Origin of the sequence: Undibacterium sp. Tian12W, from assembly GCF_049339405.1 — a bacterium.
GTDB lineage: Bacteria > Pseudomonadota > Gammaproteobacteria > Burkholderiales > Burkholderiaceae_D > Undibacterium.
Genome location: NZ_JBMPPK010000022.1, coordinates 1 through 24,006, shown reverse-complemented (window position 1 = coordinate 24,006; position 24,006 = coordinate 1). Strand labels below are relative to the sequence as shown.

The following is a 24,006-nucleotide window of genomic DNA, read 5'->3' as shown; positions in this document are numbered from 1 at the left end:
TTTTCAGTGGCATTCACGTAATTTTTCTTTCCGTGAAATGAAATACGGTGACATAATTTACTGCAAATTTAAGGATTTGTGACAATTCGGCATTTATATAATGATCAATGTGTCTCCAACCGGAAACGCAGCGGCGAGGAATTCAGTGGAAGCAAAATATAGACCCAAGATTCTGGTAGTGAATGACGATACAGCGAGCTTATTTGCCTTAAGCGGTCTGCTCACGGCTTGGGCTGATGAAAACCAATGTTCCGTGGTCACAGCCAAATCTGGTGAAGACGCGTTACGTCACGTACTGCAAGATGACTTTGCCGTAATACTGCTGGACGTCAATATGCCGGGCATGGATGGATTTGAAACTGCAGAAGCAATACATAAGCGCGCCCGTTCCTCTTCCATACCGATTATTTTCATTACTGCTTTCCTCGCTGACGACCTGAATAAATTAAGGGCTTATCAGCAAGGTGCCGTCGATTATCTTTTTACGCCCATCATTCCCCAGGTGTTGCAGGCCAAGGTATCAGTGTTTGTGCAGCTGGCAAAAAAAAATCTGGAATTGAAAGCACAAACAGATGCTCTTGGTTTGCGTACTCTGGATTTGCAGACTGCCAATGACAAACTTCAGCGCGAAATAAAAGAAAGAAAAATAGCTGTTGAACAGAATGAAGCGAAAGATAAATTCCTGGCCATGCTTGGCCACGAATTGCGCAATCCCTTAAGCGCCATCACCAGCGCAGCATCCATCATCGGGTTTCCGGGTGCAAAAGCAGATAGTGTGGAACGTGCAAAAAAAATTCTCTCCAGACAATCACAGCATCTGACACGCATAGTCGATGATTTGCTGGATTTGGGGAGAGTGATGTCCGGTAAAATCGTACTCGACAAAACTGCCGTCAATCTTGCGGAAGTTGTCATGTCCTGCCTCGATAGCCTCAGAGCCAGTCGCCCTGTCGATAGTTACCAATGGACGATTGACCCTATCGACACGTGGATAGATGCAGATCCCACCCGCGCAGAGCAAATCATTACTAATTTGCTGGACAATGCCATCAAATATACGCCTGCTGGCGGCAAGATTACTATCAAAAATATGCTTTCGAATGGCAAAGTCAGCCTGATCATCAGCGACTCTGGCATAGGCATTGCAGAAGACTTGTTACCACAGATTTTCAATGTATTCGTCCAGGGAGAGCACTCTCTGGATCGCGCTAAAGGAGGCCTGGGTATAGGGCTGGCCCTGGTCAAGCAATTAGTCGAATTACATGGCGGCGATATTCTTGTGTTTAGCGAAGGCGAAAATTTAGGCAGCACTTTCTCTATCGTATTACCACAGGCTACACAAGGCGATCTCCTGGCTGAACATGAAGAGATTCGACGGCTGAAAACAACTAAAAAACTGCTGCTGATTGAAGACAATGAAGATGCCAGGGAAATGACGTCGCAATTATTGAAGGCGCACGGTTTCGAGGTGTTGGAGGCAGCTACCGGAGCAGAAGGAATTATCCTGGCTAAAGAAGAAAAACCTTGCATTGCCCTTATTGATATCGGCTTGCCCGGTATGGATGGTTACGAAGTGGCCAGGCATTTGCGTGCTGACAAGGACACCGGCAGCATGTACCTTATTGCGTTAACAGGCTATGGCCTCAGAGAAGACCATCGCCTGACGGCAGAAGCTGGCTTTGACTCTCACTTTGTGAAGCCATTAAAGCTGCAGCAACTCATACTCGTCATAGAAGCGCTGCAAGCTGGCTGAGAAATCACCGGAAATCAGGGCAAGCTGGTGACGTAAGCCCGGCTTTTTCTGCCCTGGACAATGGCGGAGCCGTGATTGACCATCAGGTCCTGCGCGTAAATCCATCCAGAATTTGCTGAACTTGACTCAACTCAAAAGGCTTGGTCAATACATGGCATGGGAAATTAACATAGGTTTGTATATGTGCACCATGACCGGATGAAAAAATAATATGCATGTCCGGCGCATCTTCTACCGCTTGCTTGCCAAGTGCAACACCTGACATCTTGGGTAAATTAATATCTGTCAACAACACATCGTACGATCGTTCCTGTAGCAATTCCAAAGCCCTTTCGCCACTACCTGCTGGAATAGGATGATGGCCAATCAAGTCCAGCATTTCGCAAAGCATTTCCAGCAAATCCGGGTTGTCTTCAACAACCAGAATATGCAAACCTGACTCTACCTGACTGCCGGTTTCAGTACCGGCTGAGGTTTCATGTCCATTCTCGGGGATTGAATTTATCATTATTATTTATCTCAGCTGAATCGCTCTGTCAGTAATCGCTCTGTCAGCGCCTCCACTGCACATCCAGGTCAGAGCGATATAAGTAATTATTTTATTTTTGCTTATTTTAAAAGAGACCGCATACTTAGTGGCTGTTGCCGTGACTGCTGCGGCAATAGTGTTAAGCCATCCTAGTGTTAAGCCATCTTGTTCACTGATGAAATGGTACTTGCAAAAATGATTATTCCATAGCAGTGAAATCTTAAAATATTGTCGGACAAGCCCTACAAGCACCTACGATTCACTTGCCCCGTTTGCCGCAATAAACTGTTCTAAATAATCAAGCTCTATAGGCTTGATCATATGTGCATTAAAACCTGCGCTCTGGCTGCGTTCTTTATCATGCTGCTGCCCATAACCAGTCAATGCAATCAGCCGTATTGTGCTGCCACCGGGTAATTCACGAATGGCTTTGGCAAGTTCATAACCGTCCATGCCTGGCAAGCCTATGTCAAGAATGGCAAACTCCGGCATCTCGAGTTTTACTTCGTTCAGTGCCTGTACAGGATCATAGACTGCCCTGACCTCATGCCCCATGGCTGAAAGCAATTCAAGCAGGGAATCAGCAGCATCGCGATTATCATCCACAACGAGAATACGCGCCTTGGTACCGGAGGGTACATGAGCCTGCTTTTCTTGAGGCTCTGCTACTTCCACCGTCAGCTTATGTGGCAAACTAATGGTAAAGCTGCTTCCCAAACCCTCACCCGGGCTTTCGGCCCGTACACTGCCATGATGCAGCTGCACCAGATTGCTGACCAATGAAAGACCTATTCCCAGACCGCCATCAGACCGGTCTACACTCCTGCCACCTTGCACGAAAAGATCAAAAATATTTGGCATCAGACTGGCAGAAATACCAACGCCATTGTCGCTGACACATATCTTGACTTCATCGTCCTTGTGATAAGTCACTAATGAAATTTCACCACCATCGGGCGTATATTTTGCCGCATTGGTCAGCAGGTTAGCGACGACCTGGGCCAGACGTGCAGGGTCGCCTACCCAGGTAATGGGTGCGACATCGAGCGTCAGATGGTGATTTTTTTTCTCCAGCAAATGGCTGGCCATCTCCAATGCCTTATTCATCACGTCGCGCAGATTGCTTGCGACCATCCTGAGCTGTACCTTACCGCTGGTTATTCTTGAAACATCCATCAGGTCATCGACCAGGCGCACCAGATGATCGACCTGTCGCTGGATAACAGCCTGCTCCTTGGTGACAGTAGGGTTACGCATTTTCATCAACTCAAGCGCAGTCACTATTGGTGCCAGGGGGTTACGCAGTTCATGGCCCAGCATTGCCAGGAACTCGTCCTTGGCGCGGGAAGTGACATTGAGATTGTCATTCAAGCGTTCGATCTCTGTACGGGCCAGCACCTGGGATGTAATGTCAATCGCAATGACCATCAAGCCATGCACCTTTTCATCGACACGGCGTATCGGTGCCAGGTTGTAAATATAATAGCGGTCTTCAGGTTCACCGCCATATAAACTGATACGTACTTTGGTTTCTTCAGATACAAAAGGACTGCCGTCCCTGAAAACCTGCTTGAATCTTGCGCGTACTTCCGAGTCAAGCAATTCCGGGAAAACCTGATCAAAACTACGTCCCACCACCATCACTTCCGGGCGGCCAATGATTTTGCAGTAAATAGGATTAGCCAGCTGAAAAACCAGGTCATCCCCCAGCATGATGGCTGTTCCTACAGGAGCATCGAAAAGCAGGCGATCTCTTTCAGCCGCCGCAAAATCACGGGCCAGCAAACTTTCCATATGTGTGAGCGCACGACAAACGACAGCAGTAAATTCATGCAGGAATTTGCTGTAAGCAGCATCAAACGGCAAGCGCTGCGACAATTCAAAAGTCAGTGAGCAATCATGATGGAAATGGAGTTCAAGCGCATGAATACTGAAATGCGTGTCCTTGTTTAGGCTGGCGGCATCTTCCTGATTGACGGCCACGGCCAGAATGTCGGCAGTATTCTCGGCAGCTACAGCACTGACAATCTCAAATATTTCCTCGCGGCTTTTGCAAAACGTCAGTCGCTCTGTCAGGGTGGACAAGCTACGTTGCCTGCGTTCAGCCAGAATCCGCGATGTAGTCTCGGTGCACACGACCAGCGTGCCGGCAATACGGTCATCGTCGCCATAGACAGGTGTATAGGTATAAGTCCAGTACACATCTTCCATGCGCGAATTGCGCCAGATAGGGACCAGATTATCTTCATACCAGTGGGCCTCGCCACCATTCATGACATGGCTTATCTGCGGCCAGATGACAGGCCAGATTTCTTGCCAGCATTCCTCCCCTGCCTGACCTAATGCAGCTGGATGTTTTCCGACACCGAAGCTCGGTACATAGGCATCGTTATATATCTGGATCAGTTTTGGCCCCCACCATAAAAACATGGGGTGCACAGAATTCATGACGATCGCCACCGTGGTTTTTAAGGCTGCGGGCCAGTTGTTGATAGGGCCAAGTTCTGTTCTGGACCAGTCAAACGCCCTGACCGCATCGCGCATAGGCGTCCCGCTGCCAATGAACGCCCACTGTGGATGGTTGTTCACAGGAACGCCAGAAGCATCTGCATTGTCATTCGGTGTCGGGGACATACTCGGTCCTGGAAATTGGTAAGCAGCAACATTGTAGCGCTATCCTTACCGGACAACATGTACATCTGCGGGACATGAGTAATTAGCTCTAAGCGTTTAACATGTATTGGGTGTCAAGGTTAACGCGAATTTGCTGTATTGGCAACTAGCGTGGAAGATGGATGTAAAAACGACAAAGTTCCGCAATAAATTTCCTTGTAGAGATAGAAGTGCGGAAATGTTGAAGCGGGCATCGGGGTAGCCCGCTTGCGCCGCCTTTTATTCTTGATAAGCCGCTCAAAGCTGGCGCGACAATTTTATCTGACTGGCTTGCTGAGGCTTGCGGGTTTCACGGGTTTCGCTGGTTTCGATTTTTTCAATCTCTGCCACATTCAGATATTTGATTTTTTGTACCGGATCAGAGAAAGAAATGTCTCTCGCAAGCAGTTCCCGCATAATCTTTAAATTGACCGCCTGCTGCGTGTCCATGTACAGCCCATATTCTGGTTTGAGCACATAATAAATGACCTCGAATTCGATGGAATTTCGGTCGAATAATTTCAGGTGGGCGCGGTCAAAACGCACTTCTGGCTGCTCTTCGACTATGTTGCGTAACATGGGTGGAACCTGCTCCAGTACATCAGGCGGCGTATCTGATGCGACCTTGACCACTAATTGCACGCGCCGGTCTTTCATGCGCTTGAAATTGCGTATGGTATTTTTCAGCAAATCAGCATTGGCAATAACAATCTGTTCACCACTATCGGCACGCAAGCGCGTGGTTTTCAAACCTACATGCTCGACCGTGCCAGAGATGCCATTGATATTGATCGCGTCGCCCACTTCAAAAGGTTTATCGACCGCAATCGCCAGAGAGGCAAACAAGTCACCCAGCACATTTTGTACCGCCAGCGCGATGGCAATACCGCCTATACCCAAACTGGCAATGAAGGCAGATACATTGATACCCACGTTTGACAACATGGCCAGCAAAAAAACCACCCACAATACAAATTGCAAGGCCCATACAATGACAGTATGCGAAACACGGTTGACTGGCGCACCATCTTCCGCGACCGATGTAAAGTAACGTTTGCTCAATACCTTGACGGTTTTATTGATCCACAAAGCGAGTTGCAAGCCAAATGCCAGAAACCACAAATGATTGACACGGTCACTCCAGCGCGCGGGCAAATCAAGCACGGCTACGCCTATCAATACAGAGGTAATCACCAGTGTAATATTGCTTGTACTACCCAGGATTTGCGGCACTAGCCTTGCAACATGCGCACTTTCATGCCCATTTTCTCCAATTTGTCCGTTACCGGGCTCATGATCTGCAAGCAGCCTGCGTTTGAAAAAACCTATCAAGGCATGCATGACAAAATAAGCAAAAACGGCAACGCCGCAAGCAGTAATCCAGCTAATCAGTGGAATGTCGAGAAAATGCGTATTGATGGTTGATTGAAAGGCTGATTGAAAATCCATAATTATCCTGAAATTTTTTGATTTACACCATGAGTACCGCCCTTGTATGCTCAGGCTGGAAATTGAACTGGCTGTCAGGCTTTAATCCTGATCTGACCCGGCGAAGCCATATTGGTACTGGCATAGACGGCTAGTGTGATGCCAGAAGTCTGGCAATATCGCTGGCTATAGTGTGACAAGTCTGCGTCTGATGATTTGCGCTGTTCATCGTCAACATGCTGCAGCGCTGGTCTGAAACGCGAGGCTGAAAGATTTTTACAGTCCCGCGCCCAGAACATGCGTCGTTACTGCAGGGATGGCAGAGTAATCTCGTCCTTGCGTTGCTGTATCGCTTCACCCAAAGAAACCAGATCAAGTTTTGCTTTTTTTGCCTTTGGAAACATCTCTGTTTCCTCTTCTTTCACATGATGCTCAATTTGTTCTGACAATACCTTGACTTTGGCATCATAGAGATCGTCACCTGGTTCCATGCTCAATATCTGGGCAATCAAATCCTTGGCGGCAGCATGTTCAACAGTGGCTTCATCCAGCATATCGTCGGTATTCGTCGTCGCTTCGCGTACGGCTGTATAAAAGATTTCTTCTTCAGCAATTGTATGCTTGGTGAGTTCCAGGCAAATTTGGTGAGCAATTTTTTTCTTGCTCACCAATGCCGTGTCACCCAGGCTTTCAAACTTGCTGAACAAAGCCTTGACGTTTTTATGATCTTGCTTGAGCAGGCTGACTGCATCTTGCGCTTTAGCGCCTTTGGTTTTCTTGGGGAGAACAACGGCAGGGATTTTTACAGATTTGGCTTTTGCCGCAGGAGTTGCAGTACGCATGATGTTTCCTTCAATGTCGTTAATGATGTCGTTGATGGTGTCGTTGATGAACCTAGGTTTTCGGCTAATTAATCAAAAAATAGTCTGAAGAAATACCTGTTGCAAATTCAGTAAAAAATCAGTCACACAGAAGAGAACAGGTAGATTCCATCTTAAAACCTGTACCTGTAAATGCGAGTAAGCCTCAGCCCCCAAGCCATGTAGGACAAAAAGCAGGGATTCTTGTCGCTGCAATTAAAGCTTTACATTATAAAATCCATTGATATACTCCATTAAACATCCAATTACCATCCATATGGATGCTAATTACAAGCAAAATCTAAAGTAAATACAAAAAAGGCATGCCATGAGCGTTACCGATATACGGCCCAAGGCCAGCGATACAGAAAAAATTACGATCAATCTTGGTCTGGTTGATCTGGGTCAGGTAGATCTGCTGGTGCAGGAAGGTTTTTATTCCAATCGTACCGATCTGATACGTACCGCGATACGCAATCAATTGCTGACGCATGCTGAAGTTATACGCCAGACCGTCACGCGCAGGAGTCTGGTACTAGGCATGCAGCATTACACCCGTGCCGATCTTGAAGCCGTGCGGGATGCTGGCGAGCATTTGCAAATACAGGTGCTGGGTTTAGCCAGCATTGCGGCGGATGTCAGCCCTGAACTCGCAGTTGCAAGCATCGCCTCCATCTCTGTGCTGGGAGCATTTCAGGCCAGCAGCGCGGTGAAGGCAGCCCTTGCAGACCGCATCAATTAACAATGAACAATGAACAATTAAGCATTGCCGCTATTCCTCGCGTCATTCTTCAAGCCATTCCGTAAGCTATTTCATATGCACACTGAAAGCACCACATGAATTTCAATCAAAATTTGCTGGCCCACATACGCAAGGCCAGCCTGTCCTGGCGCGATGCACAGGCATTTGCTCTACCTGCCCAGAACAGCATGAATCCGGAGCAATTGCAAAAATTAACCGCCGTCACAGAACTGATACAACGCACCCTGAATGATCACTTGCCTGGCATGGCAAAGACAGATAGCCATGCTAAGCCTGCGCCTGGGCGACAAGGCGACACATCGCAAGAGCCGTCTTTACATGATATCAACCCAGCTCCTGAAAAAAGGCCAGTCCCGCCATCAGCTAATACAAGATACATGGCAGACATCATTGATGCCGATGTGTCGCAAACGCAGAAAAATGGCAAGGCAGATGTCGGCCGTTTTGTTAGCGGCAGTTATGTCAATGCACACGGCAAACGTAGCTACAAACTATATATCCCTTCCGGCTACAATGGCGATAAAGGAAAAGCATTACCTCTGATCGTCATGCTGCATGGTTGCACGCAAGGGCCAGATGATTTTGCGACCGGCACGGGCATGAACCTGATTGCAGAACAACAGCAATGCCTGGTCGTTTATCCTGCTCAGGACCACGGAGCCAACTCATCGAAATGCTGGAACTGGTTCAAGGCGATGGATCAACAGCGCGACCAGGGCGAACCCTCGCTGATCGCAGGCATCACCCGTGACATCATGGCCAACTATCATGTCGATGCAGGCAGCGTATTTATCGCTGGTATGTCAGCGGGTGGTGCCATGGCAGCCATCATGGCAGATGCCTATCCTGAGCTCTATGCCGCAGTTGGCATCCATTCTGGCCTGCCATTTGGCGCAGCCAGTGATTTGCCATCAGCAATGGCGGCGATGCGTGGCGCAGCAAATCAGATGAAAAAACCGGTTGCAGGAAACGCCGTGCCTATCATCGTCTTTCACGGCGATCAGGATCATACTGTCAGTAGCAAAAATGCTGACCGCATCATGACACGATATTTGGACAGCAAGCAGTCAAGCGCATTGAAAGCCCAAAAAGAAGACGGTAACGGCAAGCTTGGCCGGCGTTATACACGCACGCGCTACGCTGAAAATGCTTCTTCACAACAAGCTGGCGCAAAACCTGCACCTGCCGAACAATGGGTCATCCATGGCGCTGGCCACGCCTGGTCGGGCGGTAATAGTCAAGGTAGTTTTACCGATGCAGCGGGGCCGGATGCCAGCCGGGAAATGCTGCGTTTCTTTTTGTCGCAAGTAAATCAGAATCAAGCGTAATGCGATAAAAATAAAAAGAGAAAACCTGATGCAATCACTATGCATCAGGCTTTTTCTTGTTCACCAGTGCCTTTGCCGTTCAGGCAGTTTATAGAGGTGGCCGCACGAATTCTTCGCGAACCCATAAGCGTGTTTTTGCGGCAGCGATGAAGTTTTTCAATTGATCTGTCGATATGACAGCATCGTCTTTATCAATGCCTGCCGCAGTCAACAACACTTCGCCGCCCGCATCATAAGCTATTGCTTTCAAGTGACTGAAGGCATCACTGACAAAGCCTTTCGCTGCCATATCCCGTTCCAATTTTTTTGCCGATGCATCAGACAAAATAATAGCGACAGCATCAAAGATAACTGAAGGGCTACCTGCCAGTTGGCCATCCACCTTGGCTTCTTTGCCATCTGATAAAAGTATGCCATTGATGCGCGGAGCAACAACTTTGCACTTACCCTCTGCCGCTTCAACAGCCGCTTTGACTTTGTCCAGTATCCTGGCATCTGAACCGTCGGCGATGAGAATACCAACTACGCGGCCCGTCAGGGTATCCTTCATTTTATCTATCAATCCCAAAGCTGGGGACTCAGGCAAGTCTTGTATCTCTGCGTGAGTAGCTGGCGCGGCTGGCAAGTTCTTGAGGCCCAGTCCGGCAGCGACGCGCTGCGCGAGGTCTTCATTGATATGCCGCATATGGCCGACCATGGCTGCAGGTATATGCGCGTGCTCGACTTTTGATAATTCAAAGACCAGTGCTGAAACTATATGCGCTTGTTCAGTTGCATTCTGGCTGGCATAAAATTGACGTGCCTGGCTATAATGATCGGCGAAGCTTTCAGGACGGATACGGCCTTTATCACCAGCCACAGGTTCTGCCATGCTTGTAAAACCTGTTGCAGGCTGCTCACGTGGCGCATCCTTTGCCAGCGAATTCGGCTCATAGGCGACCCTGCCTACAGGGCGTCCCATTTGCATATGTCCATCACGCTGGTGATTGGCGAATGGGCACTTCGGCGCATTGACAGGAATCTGATGGAAATTGGGCGAACCCAGCCTGGACAATTGTGTATCCAGATAAGAAAATAAACGCCCGTGCAATAAGGGGTCATTCGAAAAATCGATACCGGGAACGATATGGGATGGGCAGAATGCCACTTGCTCAGTCTCTGCAAAGAAATTATCTGGCCACCTGTCAAGCACCATGCGCCCTACTACAGTCAGTGGTACCAATTCTTCGGGAATGAGCTTGGTCGCATCAAGATGATCAAACGGGAACTGATCTGCTTCTTCCTGCGTAAATAACTGTACCGCCAATTCCCATTCAGGGAAATCGCCTGTAGTGATAGCTTCAAAAAAATCACGTCTGTGGAAATCAGGATCAGCACCGGCAATTTTGACTGTTTCATCCCAAACCGTCGATTGCAAGCCTGCTTTTGGACGCCAGTGGAACTTGACAAAAGTCGATTCACCACTCTTGTTAATCAGCCGGAAAGTGTGTACGCCAAAACCTTCTATCATACGCAAGGATCTTGGCAAGGTGCGGTCTGACATGATCCACATCACCATGTGCATGGCTTCTGGCGTCAGTGAAATAAAATCCCAGAAGGTATCATGCGCTGTAGCAGCTTGCGGAAAGCCACGGTCAGGTTCCATTTTCACGGCATGGACAAGATCGGGGAATTTAATAGCATCCTGGATAAAGAACACAGGTACATTATTACCCACCAAGTCCCAATTACCTTCAGAGGTATAAAATTTGACCGCAAAGCCGCGTACATCCCGTGGTGTATCCACAGAACCAGAGCCACCAGCAACTGTGGAAATGCGGGTAAACACTGGAGTTTGATGCCCTACTTCAGTCAGGATTTTGGCGGTCGTATATTTCTCCAGCGAATGTGTGAGCTCAAAATAGCCATGCGCAGCCGTGCCGCGCGCGTGGACGATACGTTCTGGAATACGTTCATGATCAAAATGAGTAATTTTTTCCCTGAGGATAAAATCTTCCAGCAAGGTCGGGCCCTTGACGCTGGCTTTTAAAGAATTTTGGTCATCTGCAATAACGACGCCCTGATTTGTCGTCAATTGTGGATGTGTTTTTCCTGCAATCTGATGTAGTTCCCCTCCATTGCCGATGGAGGCGGAAGTCAGGTTTTTTGTTTCTTTTATTTCTGATTTTGCTGCGGCTGTCTTGGTCTTAGGCATGGTAGGCAATCTACAAAAAAATGGGGATGATAGGCAAAAAACGGACTGCTCTGTTTATCTGAGCAGTCCGTTTTTACGATGTCACTACTCACTTACTCTGGCAGGAAATTAAGAAACACTCGCCTCGGATGTGGAGTTGATATCTTCAGCGCCAGCCTTTTTGTAAATGTCCTTTGCATTCGAAGCCTCATTAGAATTGTCTGTATGGACAGAGATCAGAATGTTGCCGCCGCGGATTTTGCCGTCGTACAGTTTTGCTTCATATTCAGGAATGCCCAGACCGACCAGGGCACCAATGATGCCGCCTGCCGCACCAACCAGTGCAGCACCGCTCAATGCAGCCATGATAGGGCCAGCAGCAATGAAAGGACCAACACCAGGGATAGCCAGCGTGCCAATGCCTGTCAACCAGCCCAGGATGGCACCTACGCCCATGCCTGCAACGCCACCCGTGGCTGCACCTTCAGGTAATTTGGTATTTTGCTCATGCGCAAAATCCCGTGTACCAGTCTGATCAGGGAACAGGACAGAGATATCGCCACTTGGGAATCCTGCAAGTTTCAGATTATCGACGATGTTTTCAGCTTGAACGCGGTTTGTTGCGATACAGTAAATTGCGGTTGTCATATGAACTCCTTTGGTGGTGTAAATTGCGTACGTAGTTTCTTACTTTGTTTCCTACTTTTTAGCGCTGATATAGCTAACTAGCAGACTTGCTCACATCCCTATTTGCTTGTCTGTTTTTCCTGTTTAATTTGTTTTCACATCCAGCGAATTATTGATAGAAGTGACGCCCTTGACAGTCTGAGCAATTTTTTCAACTTTCACTTTCTCGTCTGCCGTCTTGACTGGTCCACGTAAAGTGACCGCACCTGCATTCACCATAATCTTGACGTTGTGTGCCAAGACTGACAGTGATTTGTCGCCAACGACTGACCGTCTGACGGCTGCCAGTACCTGGCGATCTTCTTGCGTATTGAACTGATCTTCCGGCGTTTTGTTCGCGGCATTTTTGTCGCGGTTATTGATCTCAGTGTTATCCACATTTGATGCGGCTTTACCTTGTGTCACTACCGGTACAGGATCAGCTGCAAATCCAGTACCCGGCAAAGTAGCCAGAGCCAGTAATGAAGTAACGCCGATGGTATTGAGTATTCGTCCCATTCATTTCTCCCGTTTAAGTCCAAGTGGACAAGTAGCGATAGATTAAGAAAATTGATCCGTTGCATCTGTGCGGTAACCAACACGCAGCTAGGGTCAGACCGAGAAAATTATTAAAATTACTAATAAACTAATCACTATTTTTTACGTTGAAAAAATGCAGACACAACAAGGCATTTCATAGCAGAAATGCACCATACTTCTATCAATTTCAGAGCAAAGCTGAAATCAATTCAAATGAGTGTGAAAATATTTTTTGCGGAGGGAAACACATGAAATATGCATAATCTGATGAAGAAAATGCATATGGAGTAGCGGTAGGATATCTCCTACAAAGCGGGTCGCTGTTGTCCTGTTCTTTGTAAGATCAATTCTAATTATGATGACATCTCTTTCGCAATATTGTTGTTACTGGGGGTACCACTAGCTACTCGCTGGTTTTTGTTCCTGGACACAATATTATTCAGCCATCCCATATTTCAGAGGAGTCATCATGAAAAATTTTTTCGGTTTCTATTTTTCAACTAAAAATCAAAACATTTCTGCACTGAATGATCAGTTGGTCACTCCAGTTGTGACGGTGACAGACATGGGTAACGCTAAGAAATCGAAAAATTTGACTTCTACAACCCACCATATCCATATGAAAAAACTGGAAGAACACCGCAGAAACTTGCGAACCATGTATTTTTCCAGCTGAAAAACTGTGTGTGATTGAAAAACTTGGGAATGGCTATATACGTTACTGTTGCCGCTGTGCATGTCGCTTTGCATCTTGATGCTGAATGAGCGAGGTATGCTCGAAGATAAGCACATAATGATAGTCAAGTGCCAAGCTATTCATGAGGCTGAGGTTCAATAAACAGGAATAATCATGGGAAAGAAAATCACCGAAAATCCCTCCGACATCAAACATGTAAGCAGTGCTGACTTTAAAGATGAACTCGACAAACTGATTAGCAGGTTGCCGTCAATGTCGGATATGGAAATAAGTGCAGCCAAAGATAAGTTTTTGCGCAGAATTGATATCGCTTTGTCTAAGCTCTCATCCTGACGGAGAAATAAACTTCAAGAGTTTTCAAGTAACCAGAGCTTGATGTTAACTATTTCATGGCCCTTGCCATTAATGCTTGTTGCGACGAATGCTTATTGCAACTAATGCTTATTGGCATTATTAGCAATTACCGACCTGATCCTGCGCGCGAGCGTTTCGCGGCTATAAGGTTTGCTGAGCAATTCCACGCCTGCATCAAGCCTCCCTCCGTGCACAATAGCATTTTGTGTATAGCCCGATGTAAACAATACTGCCAGATTTGGCAAATGCTCGCGGGCTTTGCGCGCCAGCTCAGGACTACGCATTGGTCCTGGCATGACAACATCGGTAAAAAGAAGATCAATTTTGGCGCCAGCCTCGATAATAGCCAATGCGCTCTGTGCATCGGCAGCATGTAATACGGTATACCCCAAAGTGCTCAGCATCGTGATTACAGTAGTCCGAACTTGCTCATCATCTTCGGCAACCAGAATGGTTTCATGTCCGCCAATAATTTCTTCTAATACCTGCAGAGCCAGCCTGCTTTCTTGTTCTGTCGAACGGGGAAGATATAATTTTACGGTTGTGCCATAACCCGGTTCACTGTAAATATTGATGTGACCACCTGACTGTTTAACAAAGCCATATACCATGGACAAACCTAAACCCGTTCCTTTGCCCTCGGGTTTTGTCGAAAAAAATGGTTCAAATGCTTGGGATACGACTTCTGGTGGCATACCAGAACCAACATCCGACACTGCAAGCATCACATATTCACCAGCATTCACTTCTACATGAGTGCGTGCATAACTTTCGTCCAGTACGACGTTACCAGCTTCTATGGTCAGCTTGCCGACGGATTCCATGGCATCGCGCGCATTGACAGCAAGATTAAGTAAAGCATTTTCAACTTGCGCAACATCGACAAAGGTATTCCACAGGTTATCAGCGAGAATAGTTTCCACTTCGATAGTCTCACCCAGGCTGCGTTGCAGCATATCCTCCATATCGATCACAAAACGGCCAATATTGACTACTTTGGGATCAAGTGCCTGGCGTCGTCCAAAAGACAATAAATAACTGGCCAGCTTGGCACCGCGCCGCACACCAGCCAACGCATTAGTGACCCGCTTTTCTGCATGTTGATTACCTGCAATCTCGGCAGACAATAACTGAAGGTTACCTGAGATGATCTGCAACAGGTTATTGAAATCATGGGCTATTCCGCCGGTCAATTTACCGATGGTTTCCATCTTCTGTGCATGCTGTAATGCCAGTTCAGTTTTTTTCAGAGCGATGGCTGCTTCATATTTTTCAGTAATATCCTTGGTAACCTTGGCATAGCCGACGAATTCATTGAAGGCATTGTAAATAGGATCGATCACGACATGAGCCCGGAATTTACTTCCATCCTTCCTCACGCGCCAGCCTTCCTGTTCAAAACGACCTTCAGTCCTTGCAGTCAATAACGCGCGCTGCGGCACTCCACTATGCTGATCTTCCTGAGTATAGAATCGGGAAAAATGAGTACCGATAACCTCTTCCTGTCGATACCCTTTGATATGTTGGGCACCAGAGTTCCAGTTACTGACATAGCCATCTTTGTCCAGCATATAAATCGCATAATCAGTCACACCTTGCACTAACAGGCTAAATTGCTGCTCGCTTTGACGTAAGGCTTCTTCCGCTTTCCTGCGGTCAGTAATGTCGCGGGTAATTTTCGCAAAACCAAGTAAGCGGCCATTCTCCCGGATTGCATCGATGATGACGGTTGCCCAAAAATAAGACCCGTCTTTGCGCACACGCCAGCCTTCGGTCTCGTAACGCCCTTCCGTCTCCGCTATCTGGAGAGAACGCGCGGGAAGACCGGCGGCCTGGTCCTCTGGTGTATGAAACTGTGAAAAATGCTTGCCAATGATTTCTTCAGAGTTGTAACCCTTGAATCTCTGCGCACCCGCGTTCCAACTTACCACGCGGCCATCAATATCCAGCATGTAAATCGCATAGTCAGTAATTGCATCAACCAATAACTGGAAGCGCTGGAGGTCAATCAATTTTTTATCTTCAGGCAAATTTTGGTTGAGCATCGGCTATTTCCACAGTCAAAAAATTTTGTTAACTAGCGCGCATCAACTTACCCGTCTTCCACCAGTAAGCTGCAAAATGTGGTGTTCAAGGATGCGTCATAAATGGGAAATACTAGATTCTGCCACTTTCATGCGAATAAAATTATATCGTATTGTCAATACAACTTTAAGCCTGAGATACGCTCTTCATTGTGCGGTAAGGGTACAGAAAAAGCCTATGTGCGTTCTTGCGCCTGACATCCGACCATGATACTCGATTGCTTCCATCTCACCTGTCGAAATAAAACGTCACTTTAAAGCATGCCTGGCCAAGGGGCTGTAACGGCGAAGGGCCTTTGCCTGGAGCCGGAAAATTTACTTATGTTTTGTCCATTGTGAATGGTCAATTAAGCATACGTGTAGAGGATGATCCTGTGAATGCAAGCAGCAAATAAGCTAATGCATTAAGTGACTCTGAGCTTAAAGTTCGCTGCAGGCAATTTTTCAGCCACTGCCTGCTGATACATATTCTTGACCAACAGCAATATTAGCTCTAGTATTTCCCACTGCGTCAACAAAGCCAAGTATGCTCTGCTTCAAATAGCTTGAAGTGTTTGCTACTCAGCTACCCGGAATACAGCAATACCTACCGCAAGCCACATGCAAATGATGGCGTCCGAATACTCAATCACTTCAACCTCTATCACGCGCGATGAAGCGGGTGATTTAATTTAAGGAGCCGAATGGACCACAGCATTTCTTTGATTACTACCGTTGCAGCCGCTTTTGCCGGGGCGCTTGTTCTTGGCTTTATCGCCGAAAAAATCAAGGTACCAGCCCTGGTTGGCTATTTGCTGGCAGGGATAGTGATTGGCCCTACTACACCTGGCTTTGTGGCGGATGTACATATTGCATCGCAGTTGTCAGAGATAGGTGTGATGTTGCTGATGTTTGGAGTGGGCTTGCATTTCTCACCTGCTGATTTGCTGGCGGTGCGGCGTATTGCTATTCCTGGTGCGGTATTGCAAATGGGGATTACCACGGCTGTAGGTATGGCGATTGCATCGTGGTGGACCTGGAGTGTGGGTGGTTCATTGATCTTTGGTTTGTCGCTGGCTTGCGCCAGTACGGTGGTGTTGTTGAAGTCACTGGAAGCACGCAATCTGTTGAGCACCATGAATGGCCGCATCGCAGTCGGTTGGCTGGTGGTGCAGGATTTGGTGACGGTGCTGGTTTTGGTGTTGCTGCCACCATTGGCAGGTGTATTGGGCAGCACAACTGCGGTGGTCGCGAGTACGACGCCACTGTGGATCACCATAGGTAAAACCTTGTTGCAGGTGTCTGCCTTTATTGCCTTGATGCTGGTGGTTGGCCGCCGTGCTTTGCCCTGGTTGTTGTGGCAGGTGGCGCGTACGGGTTCGCGTGAATTGTTCACGCTGTCAGTAGTCGCATCTGCAATTGGTATCGCTTATGGTGCATCTGTGATATTCAGCGTGTCGTTTGCGCTGGGTGCCTTCTTTGCTGGCACGGTCATGCGTGAGTCAGAGTTCAGCCATCGTGCGGCAGAAGAATCACTGCCCTTGCGTGATGCGTTTTCAGTTTTGTTTTTTGTGTCGGTGGGCATGGTATTTGACCCTGCGATTTTGACGGCGCAGCCCTTGCGTGTGCTTTGCGTGGTGGCGATTGTCATACTGGGTAACTTCTTTACTTCTTCTACGCTGGTGATCTTGTTGCGTTACCCACTCAATACGGCGCTGGCGATAGGTGCAAGCCTGGGGCAGATTGGCGAGTTCTCCATCATCCTGGCTGGTTTGGGTTTGTCGCTTGGCTTGCTGCCGCAAGAAGGCATGAGTTTGATACTGGCGGGGGTGCTGATTTCCATAGGCTTGAATTCCTTCTTGTTTGCGCTGATAGGGCCACTCAGAAAATGGGCCTTGTCACATTCTGATCTGGCGCGAGAGCTTGATCAGAGACAGGACCCCTATGCTGAATTGCCAATGACGACTGAACGCAAATATCTGGAAGGCCAGGTGGTGCTAGTGGGTTATGGCAGGGTTGGCCGCCGTATTGCCCTGGCCATGGATGAACGTGGCATCCCTTATGTGGTGGCTGAACAAAACCGTGAAGTGGTCGAGGATTTGCGCAAGAAAGGCATCGCTGCCGTCTCAGGGAATGCTGCTGACCCGGCAGTGTTGATACAGGCACACATCACCAATGCTGCGATGCTGGTAGTGGCAACACCAGACACCCTGAACGTGCGGCAAATGGCAAAAACTGCCCGTACCCTAAACCCTGGTATTGAAGTTTTGCTGCGCACGCATAGCGAAGATGAATCCATACTCTTGCGCAAGGAAGAGATAGGTGATGTCTTTTATGGCGAAGAAGAACTGGCAAAAGGCATGGCTGTGCACATAGTAAATCGCTTCAAGCCTGATGGTGCCGGGCATTAAACCGGCCATGTCCTGGAACGACTTTATGTAGTCTCTTTGGAAGCCTCTTTGGGGGCTTCTTTAGTTACGTCTTTTGCATCCTCAATAGCATTTGGCGGTTTTTTCTTTGCATGACGGGCGCCATTCCACCAATGGAGCGGGCCCAGCAGGCAATAGATAAATCCTGACCAGGTTCCCTTGTCGTTGCTGACTGCCACGATCAATACTGACAGACCGGCAACCACCATATTGACGAGATTACCTCCGATGTCTGACTGCAATTCATTGAGTTGTTCAAAATCGAGATTAAATTTCTCACGCAGGCGCCAGGCATGTTTATGCATGAGAAAAAAAACAAAATTGACTGCGATGATGCCGGCACCATAAATAGCCATCAGTTGCCTGATTTCTGACACTGAAGAAAAATTATCGTTGTTGGCTCTCCATATCCATGAGTCAAACAGGCTGGCAAATAAAAACTTCAAGGGATAGACATACAGGAGGATGACGAACAACAAGGCCGTGTTCAGGCTGATCATCCATAGATCAGTCAACGGGAAGCGCTTGAAAAATTTGCCGTGCTGATACCACAAGACCATCAGCAGGACGAAGGCTACGCCAAAGGCGATAAATCCGTGCATCAGGTGGAACAGCTCATGAGCAGATTTGGGCACTTCGAGCGACACCACCAGCAGGGTCACGGCAAAGGCAAACACGGCGTCGCTGAAACCTTCTAGCCTGTGTAGGGAGATAAAACCTTGATGCTTGTGATGAACGGTATCTGACACGATATTATCCTCAGCGATGGTTATTTAGACAATTATAACGAGTTCCAGACCGTTAAGGCAGGTCTGATGCTCTGTGTCGCCGAAGTGTTGGATATCGTTCAAAAGGCCGCTGAAGGCTGGTGATATTTCATGATATGTCGTGGTTTTCCCAGTCAAACCTGTCGGGCTTATCCTTATCCACGACCAGGCTGCGTATCTCGCTGATGAGCTGTACCAGCCTGCCCCGCTTGCGTGGTGCTTTCAAAGCTGCTGGCAGGCGGCTGAGCCAGTGTCCGTTTGGCCCGATCGGCGCATTACGCAAGGCAGACAGTTGGCCAGATGTGGGCAGGGGCTTGGTCGATAGCACGGTAATAAAATGATCGAGTTGCGCAGGTGCACTGAACACCAGATCAAACTGTTCAAATTCCACATGCAGAACGGCATAGCCTCGATGCGGTATGCACGGTGGCGCAGCAGGCAAATAACTGTCTGGCTGCCCTGCTACAGGTATATGCACCCAATAAGCCAGCGGCGCGCTACGCCAGTGGCTTTCAAAACTGAAATGAAATACAGGGCTCATATTACCGGGATCATATTGCAGGACTCATATCAAGAATTCGACTTGGAAAACTGTATCATGCCCTGCCGCTTAAAACAGCTTAACCAATTATAAGCAATGAGCGAACTACCGTAGCTTATCCTCAAAAAATTTCCTGGCATCTGCTGCTACTTGTTGATGGATGGCAGAGCGTTCAAACCTGGCAGGATCTACACAAACCTGGCGCGCCGCCAATTTGCCTAGCATATTGCACTCTGCCAAAAAAGCATAGTGGCTTACCGCAGGCAGTGTCAGCAGGCTGCTGCCAGCAATATTTGCCGCATAGACCTGGGCATTAAATTCTGGAATAGCCTGATCATCAGCCGCCCCCACCACGATGCGCACAGGTACTTTGATGGCAGCCATGCTGTCTTTGGTCACTACCCTGCCCATGACAGGTGCCATGGCATAGGCGGCCTTGATCCGGCTGTCGCTGTAGTCTGCGCCAGACTTGGCAATCTCGGCCTTGACGCGCTGGTTTTCTTTAAGCAGCGTCTGTAAGTCTTCATGGCTGAATTTGGCTTCTGGTGGCAATGTGCAATTTGGGTTAGTGGCGTATTTACCGCAAAATTCTTGCCATTGCGTGTAGCTGATCCTGCCACCTACACTGGCCAGAGCGGTATAGCCACCGATAGAAAAACCTGCCACGGCAATGCGCTGGGTATCAATACCTGGGCCAATAGCGGGGTCTGCCAGCAACTTGTCGATGAGCACTGACAAATCATGCGGCCTGTCCCACCAGACGACAAAGCCTTCTAACCTGGTATGCTCTTCATACGCGGTATTGCCGTGGTGATTGACGGCGGCGACTATATAGCCGTGTGCTGCCAGGCTCTCGGCAAACCAGGCGATGGAGGCTGCCGAACCACCAGTGCCATGCGAGAGCAGGATCAAGGGCATTTTCCCGGCTGTGTGCAGCATGGGTGCATCTATCGCATTGCGGCCCGCCTTGAAGATGGCCACGTTCCAGTCTTTCTCCACCGCTCCCGCCTGGGCCGGATACCAGATTGCCGTTGACAGGGGACGTGCTTTATTACCTGCCCAGGCCATGCGACTGGCATCTTCATATTGCACCAGCTTCAAACCTACGGGATAGGGATTGTGCTCCGCCCCGGCGGCCATGACAGATTGGCTGCTTGCAGCAAGTAAAATCAAGGAGGCTAAGCAGTAGCGAAGAAATGACATCATATTCGTGAACTCCAAAAAATTGGCGCAGAAATGCAGCGGCAGCAATGTGCCCTTGTGCATGCAAAGAATTATCGCGACCTGACCCAGGTCATAAGGCTGCCTCAGCGAGGCATATCAAAGAGGAATAACCGGGATACAGATGTCACAGTCAAAGATGCCGGTTTCCGGGTCAAAACAGGCTTCGGGTGAATAGTATTCAAAGCAGGGTCGGGCATCGATCTGATAGCCACTGGCAGGTAACCAGTCACGCAGGAGGGCAGCCCAGGTTTCACCGATTTCAGTGCTTCTGCCTTCGAAGTGCAGTGAGGCATATTCTCCACCGGGTATGCTGGTCAGCAAGGCATTTCCGGGGACAGGGGAATTTTCTGGCAGCTCAACTGCTGCGTCGTAGCGGCAAAGCGCCGGATCAGTAATGCTGGGGTCATCGTGACTGATGCCATAGCGCGCCCTTGCGAACAAATTATGTGTTGCCATCCACGGTGACACAACCTCTGCCCAGAACTGGCCTACCTCTGCCCCATAAGGCCCTATATGGCGCAGATAAGCGATATTGACTGGTTCTCTGTGTATTAATTTGACGTCCATGCTGGCCACCTGTTTTAAACTGGAAGAGACTCCATTATGAAAGGACGCATAAGACTGGACCTGATCATTATTGCTTACCGCTTGATTATTCTTGCTATTTGTACGCTGCAAATCAATTTGATATTGCCGCCAAGCCGCTGGCGTATAAGCAAACCGGTCTTTGAAGGCGCGGGTAAAGGCCTCTGCCGAACCAAAGCCGACTGACAAGGCAATTTCCAGCACGGGTGTGCCTGCTTGCGCAAACAGGCGAAATGCTGCGGCTTCCAGACGGCGGCGACGCACATAGTCGCCCAGGCGTTCGCCCATCCAGGCAGCAAACAGGCGGTGGAAATGATACGGTGAAAAATGTGCAACCACGGCCAGCACCTCCAGATCAAGTGGCTGATCGAGGTGACGGTCTATATGTTCCAGCACCCTGTGCATGCGCGCCTGGTAATGTGACTGATGCTGGGATGCCTGTGCATTTTTCCCCGTTGGAAGCTGGCCCAAGTTTATACTCCCGCCCCGACTTCCCATTCCATGTATTTGGCCGATGGCTCGAACCCTTCAGACTCATATAAAGCCTGACCATCTTCAGTGGCATGCAGCCAGATTGTTGCAAAGCCCTGTTCACGGGCATACTGCATGGCCTGTTGCAATATTTTTCTGGCCAGGCCTTGCTTGCGATACTCTGCCATGGTGTACATATTGAGCAGATAAGCATCCTTGCCTGCCACGTTACCCGGATACGGTGGGCGGATGAAGATGGCGAGTGAGCCGCAGGCGACAAGATGTCCATCTGCCTCGGCTACCCAGGTTTTGCAAACCCCATTTTGCAAGGCATCGCTGAAGTAGGTGCGGGTCGATTGCAACAAATCTTCATCGACACCTTTGCCACTATTAAAATCGACCAGCTTGTCGAACAGGCGCATGCGCAGTTGCAAGACTTCTTCAAGATCAGCATGCCCTGCTTCACGAATTACAATAGTCATCAATACTCCTCTCCGGTAATGCGGAGTGATGGAACGCAGGTATCTGTTATACCTGCTCAAAATGACTATTTTAAAACATCTGTGTGAGCCTTACTTAAATATGCATGCTTCTGTTATGTTGAGCGCCGCAAAGTAATTGCCTTTTCCGGGCAGGCTGTCACACATAAACCGCAAGCGCGACAGGCATCGGCATTTGGAGTATAGGCTACCTTCATGCCATGTACTCTTTGCTTGAGTTGTGCCAGCAAGCCCAGTAGTTTGTAGTCTTCGGCGGCAATGCGGCGAATTTCAAACACATTTTCCGGGCACACTGGCACGCAATCAGCCTTGCCTTCACACTTGCTGAAGTTGACGACAGGGACGATGATGCCTGGCTCCTGTTTGCAAACCACTTCCTTTGTCGTCTGCATTTCAAGCCTGCTCGTGCTTGTTTTCAGGCTTGCTTTCAGGCTTGTTGTCAGGCTGACTCTCAGGCTTATGGCTGTTATGATCCTGATGATGGCGGCAAGCCTGGGCATAGGCTTCATCCCTGTGCCTTCTGCGGCCAAACATGCCGTGCTGGAATTTCTCTCTTTCTTCCGGCGTCAGTTTTTCCCAGCGACGATGCCAGTGGTGTTCACCATGTTTATGCCAGCCACCATGTCCACGCATGCCGCCAAACAGGATTTTACTGAGCACAAGTAAGCCCAGCGCCTGCAGGAAATCAATGCTGCGGGCACCGACAAACAAAGCTGGCATGAGCCAGTTCCACAACATCATGACTACCCAGCTCAGTGCGCTGATGCCGGCGATCACTACCACCATGATTTTTAATACTCTAAATCGCATTAACATATCAAACTCCTGTCTTAATTAAATTCTTCCAATAAGTCTTGCAGGCGCATGCGCAGATGCAAGACGGCATAGCGCTTGCGCGCCAGCAAAGTGTTTACGCCCAAGCCAGTAGCGGCGGACATTTCCTTAAAGCTCAGCCCCTCGATTTCATGGCCTATGAAGGCATCGCGCTGCTCTTCTGGCAATTCATCCAGGGCTTCATACAAGGCCTCCAGCATGACATTGCGTGCATAGGCGGCCTCTGGTCCTTCATCTACAGATGGCATGACTCTGTCGAGCCAGGATTCATCTTCACTACCCTCCTCTACATCAGGCAGGGCGACTTCTTTTTTCTTGCGAAAGCGGTCTATGATGCGGTTGCGGGCAACCCTGAACAGCCATGCACCGACCTGTTCTATAGGCTCTGGCAGGCGATAAGCCTCAACCAGTTCATAAAAGACATCTTGCAAAATGTCTTCTGCCTCGCTGGCATCTGCCACGCGCTTGCGTATGAAGCTACCCAGCCGCCCACGTTCGCGCCTGACCGTTTCAGCAAGGTCTTTGTTCTGGTCAGCCATCAGCTCTGGTGGGTTATGTGTAGTCTCCATGCCTGTGAAGACGCGCAATAAGGGCGAATATTGCAGATACAGGCAAAATAATTGGCAAACACTAGCATATCAACGCATAGGATAGAGAAAAATGTTATCAAATAACAATTTATTTCTGACGCAGTTTGCTGGGATGATATTGAAAATTCAGAAACTAAGAAGCTGTTGCGAAATTAAATTAAAGGTTTAAGAAAGTTCCAGCAAATGAGAGAACAAGCCAACGAAAGAAATGCTTCGTGTGTCATAGCTAGTTTCTCATAACGCATTTTTAGACGACGGT

General features: G+C 48.5%; 22 protein-coding genes. 6 read left to right on the top strand and 16 right to left on the bottom strand.

Annotated elements, in window-relative coordinates; translation table 11 throughout:
• The first annotated feature begins 100 nt into the window (after nt 1–100).
• A complete protein-coding gene (locus ACO0LI_RS24440) occupies nt 101–1,753 on the top strand; it encodes a response regulator (protein WP_423035930.1) in 1,653 nt (550 codons plus the stop codon).
• 82 nt (nt 1,754–1,835) lie between these two features.
• On the opposite strand, the gene ACO0LI_RS24435 is transcribed toward ACO0LI_RS24440, so the two are convergent.
• The 4 genes from ACO0LI_RS24435 to ACO0LI_RS24420 form a co-directional block, all read right to left on the bottom strand.
• Nucleotides 1,836–2,261, bottom strand: a complete 426-nt coding sequence (locus ACO0LI_RS24435) for a response regulator (protein ID WP_422952372.1) — start codon at nt 2,259–2,261, stop codon at nt 1,836–1,838.
• Nucleotides 2,262–2,534: 273 nt separating this feature from the next.
• A complete protein-coding gene (locus ACO0LI_RS24430) occupies nt 2,535–4,916 on the bottom strand; it encodes an ATP-binding protein (protein WP_422952373.1) in 2,382 nt (793 codons plus the stop codon).
• 276 nt (nt 4,917–5,192) lie between these two features.
• The gene (locus ACO0LI_RS24425; RefSeq protein ID WP_422952374.1) at nt 5,193–6,383 is read right to left on the bottom strand and encodes a mechanosensitive ion channel family protein; all 1,191 of its coding nucleotides are present in this window, start codon (nt 6,381–6,383) and stop codon (nt 5,193–5,195) included.
• A 284-nt stretch (nt 6,384–6,667) separates the two neighbouring features.
• Nucleotides 6,668–7,204: a hemerythrin domain-containing protein gene (locus tag ACO0LI_RS24420; protein ID WP_422952375.1), complete on the bottom strand. Its 537-nt coding sequence runs from the start codon at nt 7,202–7,204 to the stop codon at nt 6,668–6,670.
• A gap of 346 nt (nt 7,205–7,550) precedes the next feature.
• Here ACO0LI_RS24420 and ACO0LI_RS24415 point away from each other — a divergent pair, with 346 nt between their 5' ends.
• Complete coding sequence (locus ACO0LI_RS24415; RefSeq protein ID WP_422952376.1) at nt 7,551–7,964, top strand: CopG family transcriptional regulator; 414 nt, start codon at nt 7,551–7,553, stop codon at nt 7,962–7,964.
• 95 nt (nt 7,965–8,059) lie between these two features.
• Nucleotides 8,060–9,313 carry an alpha/beta hydrolase family esterase gene (locus ACO0LI_RS24410; protein WP_422952377.1) on the top strand — a complete coding sequence of 418 codons (1,254 nt, stop codon included), beginning with the start codon at nt 8,060–8,062 and terminating at the stop codon, nt 9,311–9,313.
• An 88-nt stretch (nt 9,314–9,401) separates the two neighbouring features.
• On the opposite strand, the gene ACO0LI_RS24405 is transcribed toward ACO0LI_RS24410, so the two are convergent.
• The 3 genes from ACO0LI_RS24405 to ACO0LI_RS24395 form a co-directional block, all read right to left on the bottom strand.
• Nucleotides 9,402–11,507, bottom strand: coding sequence for a catalase (locus ACO0LI_RS24405; RefSeq protein ID WP_422952378.1), 2,106 nt, complete (start codon nt 11,505–11,507; stop codon nt 9,402–9,404).
• A 108-nt stretch (nt 11,508–11,615) separates the two neighbouring features.
• Complete coding sequence (locus tag ACO0LI_RS24400) at nt 11,616–12,134, bottom strand: hypothetical protein (protein WP_422952379.1); 519 nt, start codon at nt 12,132–12,134, stop codon at nt 11,616–11,618.
• 123 nt (nt 12,135–12,257) lie between these two features.
• Nucleotides 12,258–12,671, bottom strand: a complete 414-nt coding sequence (locus ACO0LI_RS24395; protein ID WP_422952380.1) for a BON domain-containing protein — start codon at nt 12,669–12,671, stop codon at nt 12,258–12,260.
• A 490-nt stretch (nt 12,672–13,161) separates the two neighbouring features.
• On the opposite strand from ACO0LI_RS24395, the gene ACO0LI_RS24390 reads away from it, so the two are divergent.
• Nucleotides 13,162–13,368 (top strand): hypothetical protein, encoded by a 207-nt coding sequence (locus ACO0LI_RS24390; protein ID WP_422952381.1) that lies wholly within the window; start codon nt 13,162–13,164, stop codon nt 13,366–13,368.
• A 174-nt stretch (nt 13,369–13,542) separates the two neighbouring features.
• On the top strand, nt 13,543–13,722 hold the full coding sequence (locus ACO0LI_RS24385) for a hypothetical protein (RefSeq protein WP_422952382.1): 180 nt from the start codon (nt 13,543–13,545) through the stop codon (nt 13,720–13,722).
• Nucleotides 13,723–13,823: 101 nt separating this feature from the next.
• On the opposite strand, the gene ACO0LI_RS24380 is transcribed toward ACO0LI_RS24385, so the two are convergent.
• On the bottom strand, nt 13,824–15,788 hold the full coding sequence (locus tag ACO0LI_RS24380) for a PAS domain S-box protein (RefSeq protein ID WP_423035928.1): 1,965 nt from the start codon (nt 15,786–15,788) through the stop codon (nt 13,824–13,826).
• A gap of 722 nt (nt 15,789–16,510) precedes the next feature.
• On the opposite strand from ACO0LI_RS24380, the gene ACO0LI_RS24375 reads away from it, so the two are divergent.
• The gene (locus ACO0LI_RS24375) at nt 16,511–18,217 is read left to right on the top strand and encodes a cation:proton antiporter (RefSeq protein WP_423035926.1); all 1,707 of its coding nucleotides are present in this window, start codon (nt 16,511–16,513) and stop codon (nt 18,215–18,217) included.
• A gap of 23 nt (nt 18,218–18,240) precedes the next feature.
• Here the strand turns inward: ACO0LI_RS24375 and ACO0LI_RS24370 are convergent, their stop codons facing one another.
• From ACO0LI_RS24370 to ACO0LI_RS24335, 8 genes are all read right to left on the bottom strand, one after another.
• Nucleotides 18,241–18,984, bottom strand: coding sequence for a TMEM175 family protein (locus ACO0LI_RS24370; protein WP_423035924.1), 744 nt, complete (start codon nt 18,982–18,984; stop codon nt 18,241–18,243).
• 127 nt (nt 18,985–19,111) lie between these two features.
• The gene (locus tag ACO0LI_RS24365) at nt 19,112–19,543 is read right to left on the bottom strand and encodes a hypothetical protein (protein ID WP_423035922.1); all 432 of its coding nucleotides are present in this window, start codon (nt 19,541–19,543) and stop codon (nt 19,112–19,114) included.
• Between the two features lie 105 nt (nt 19,544–19,648).
• Entirely contained in the window at nt 19,649–20,683 is a 1,035-nt protein-coding gene (locus tag ACO0LI_RS24360) for an alpha/beta hydrolase family protein (RefSeq protein ID WP_423035920.1), read from the bottom strand.
• 180 nt (nt 20,684–20,863) lie between these two features.
• Nucleotides 20,864–21,823, bottom strand: a complete 960-nt coding sequence (locus ACO0LI_RS24355; RefSeq protein WP_423035918.1) for an AraC family transcriptional regulator — start codon at nt 21,821–21,823, stop codon at nt 20,864–20,866.
• A 2-nt stretch (nt 21,824–21,825) separates the two neighbouring features.
• On the bottom strand, nt 21,826–22,305 hold the full coding sequence (locus ACO0LI_RS24350; RefSeq protein WP_423035916.1) for a GNAT family N-acetyltransferase: 480 nt from the start codon (nt 22,303–22,305) through the stop codon (nt 21,826–21,828).
• Between the two features lie 113 nt (nt 22,306–22,418).
• Complete coding sequence (locus ACO0LI_RS24345) at nt 22,419–22,715, bottom strand: 4Fe-4S dicluster domain-containing protein (protein ID WP_423035914.1); 297 nt, start codon at nt 22,713–22,715, stop codon at nt 22,419–22,421.
• 1 nt (nt 22,716) lies between these two features.
• Nucleotides 22,717–23,139, bottom strand: a complete 423-nt coding sequence (locus tag ACO0LI_RS24340) for a hypothetical protein (protein ID WP_423035912.1) — start codon at nt 23,137–23,139, stop codon at nt 22,717–22,719.
• 14 nt (nt 23,140–23,153) lie between these two features.
• The gene (locus ACO0LI_RS24335; RefSeq protein ID WP_422952394.1) at nt 23,154–23,726 is read right to left on the bottom strand and encodes an RNA polymerase sigma factor; all 573 of its coding nucleotides are present in this window, start codon (nt 23,724–23,726) and stop codon (nt 23,154–23,156) included.
• Nucleotides 23,727–24,006: the final 280 nt, after the last annotated feature.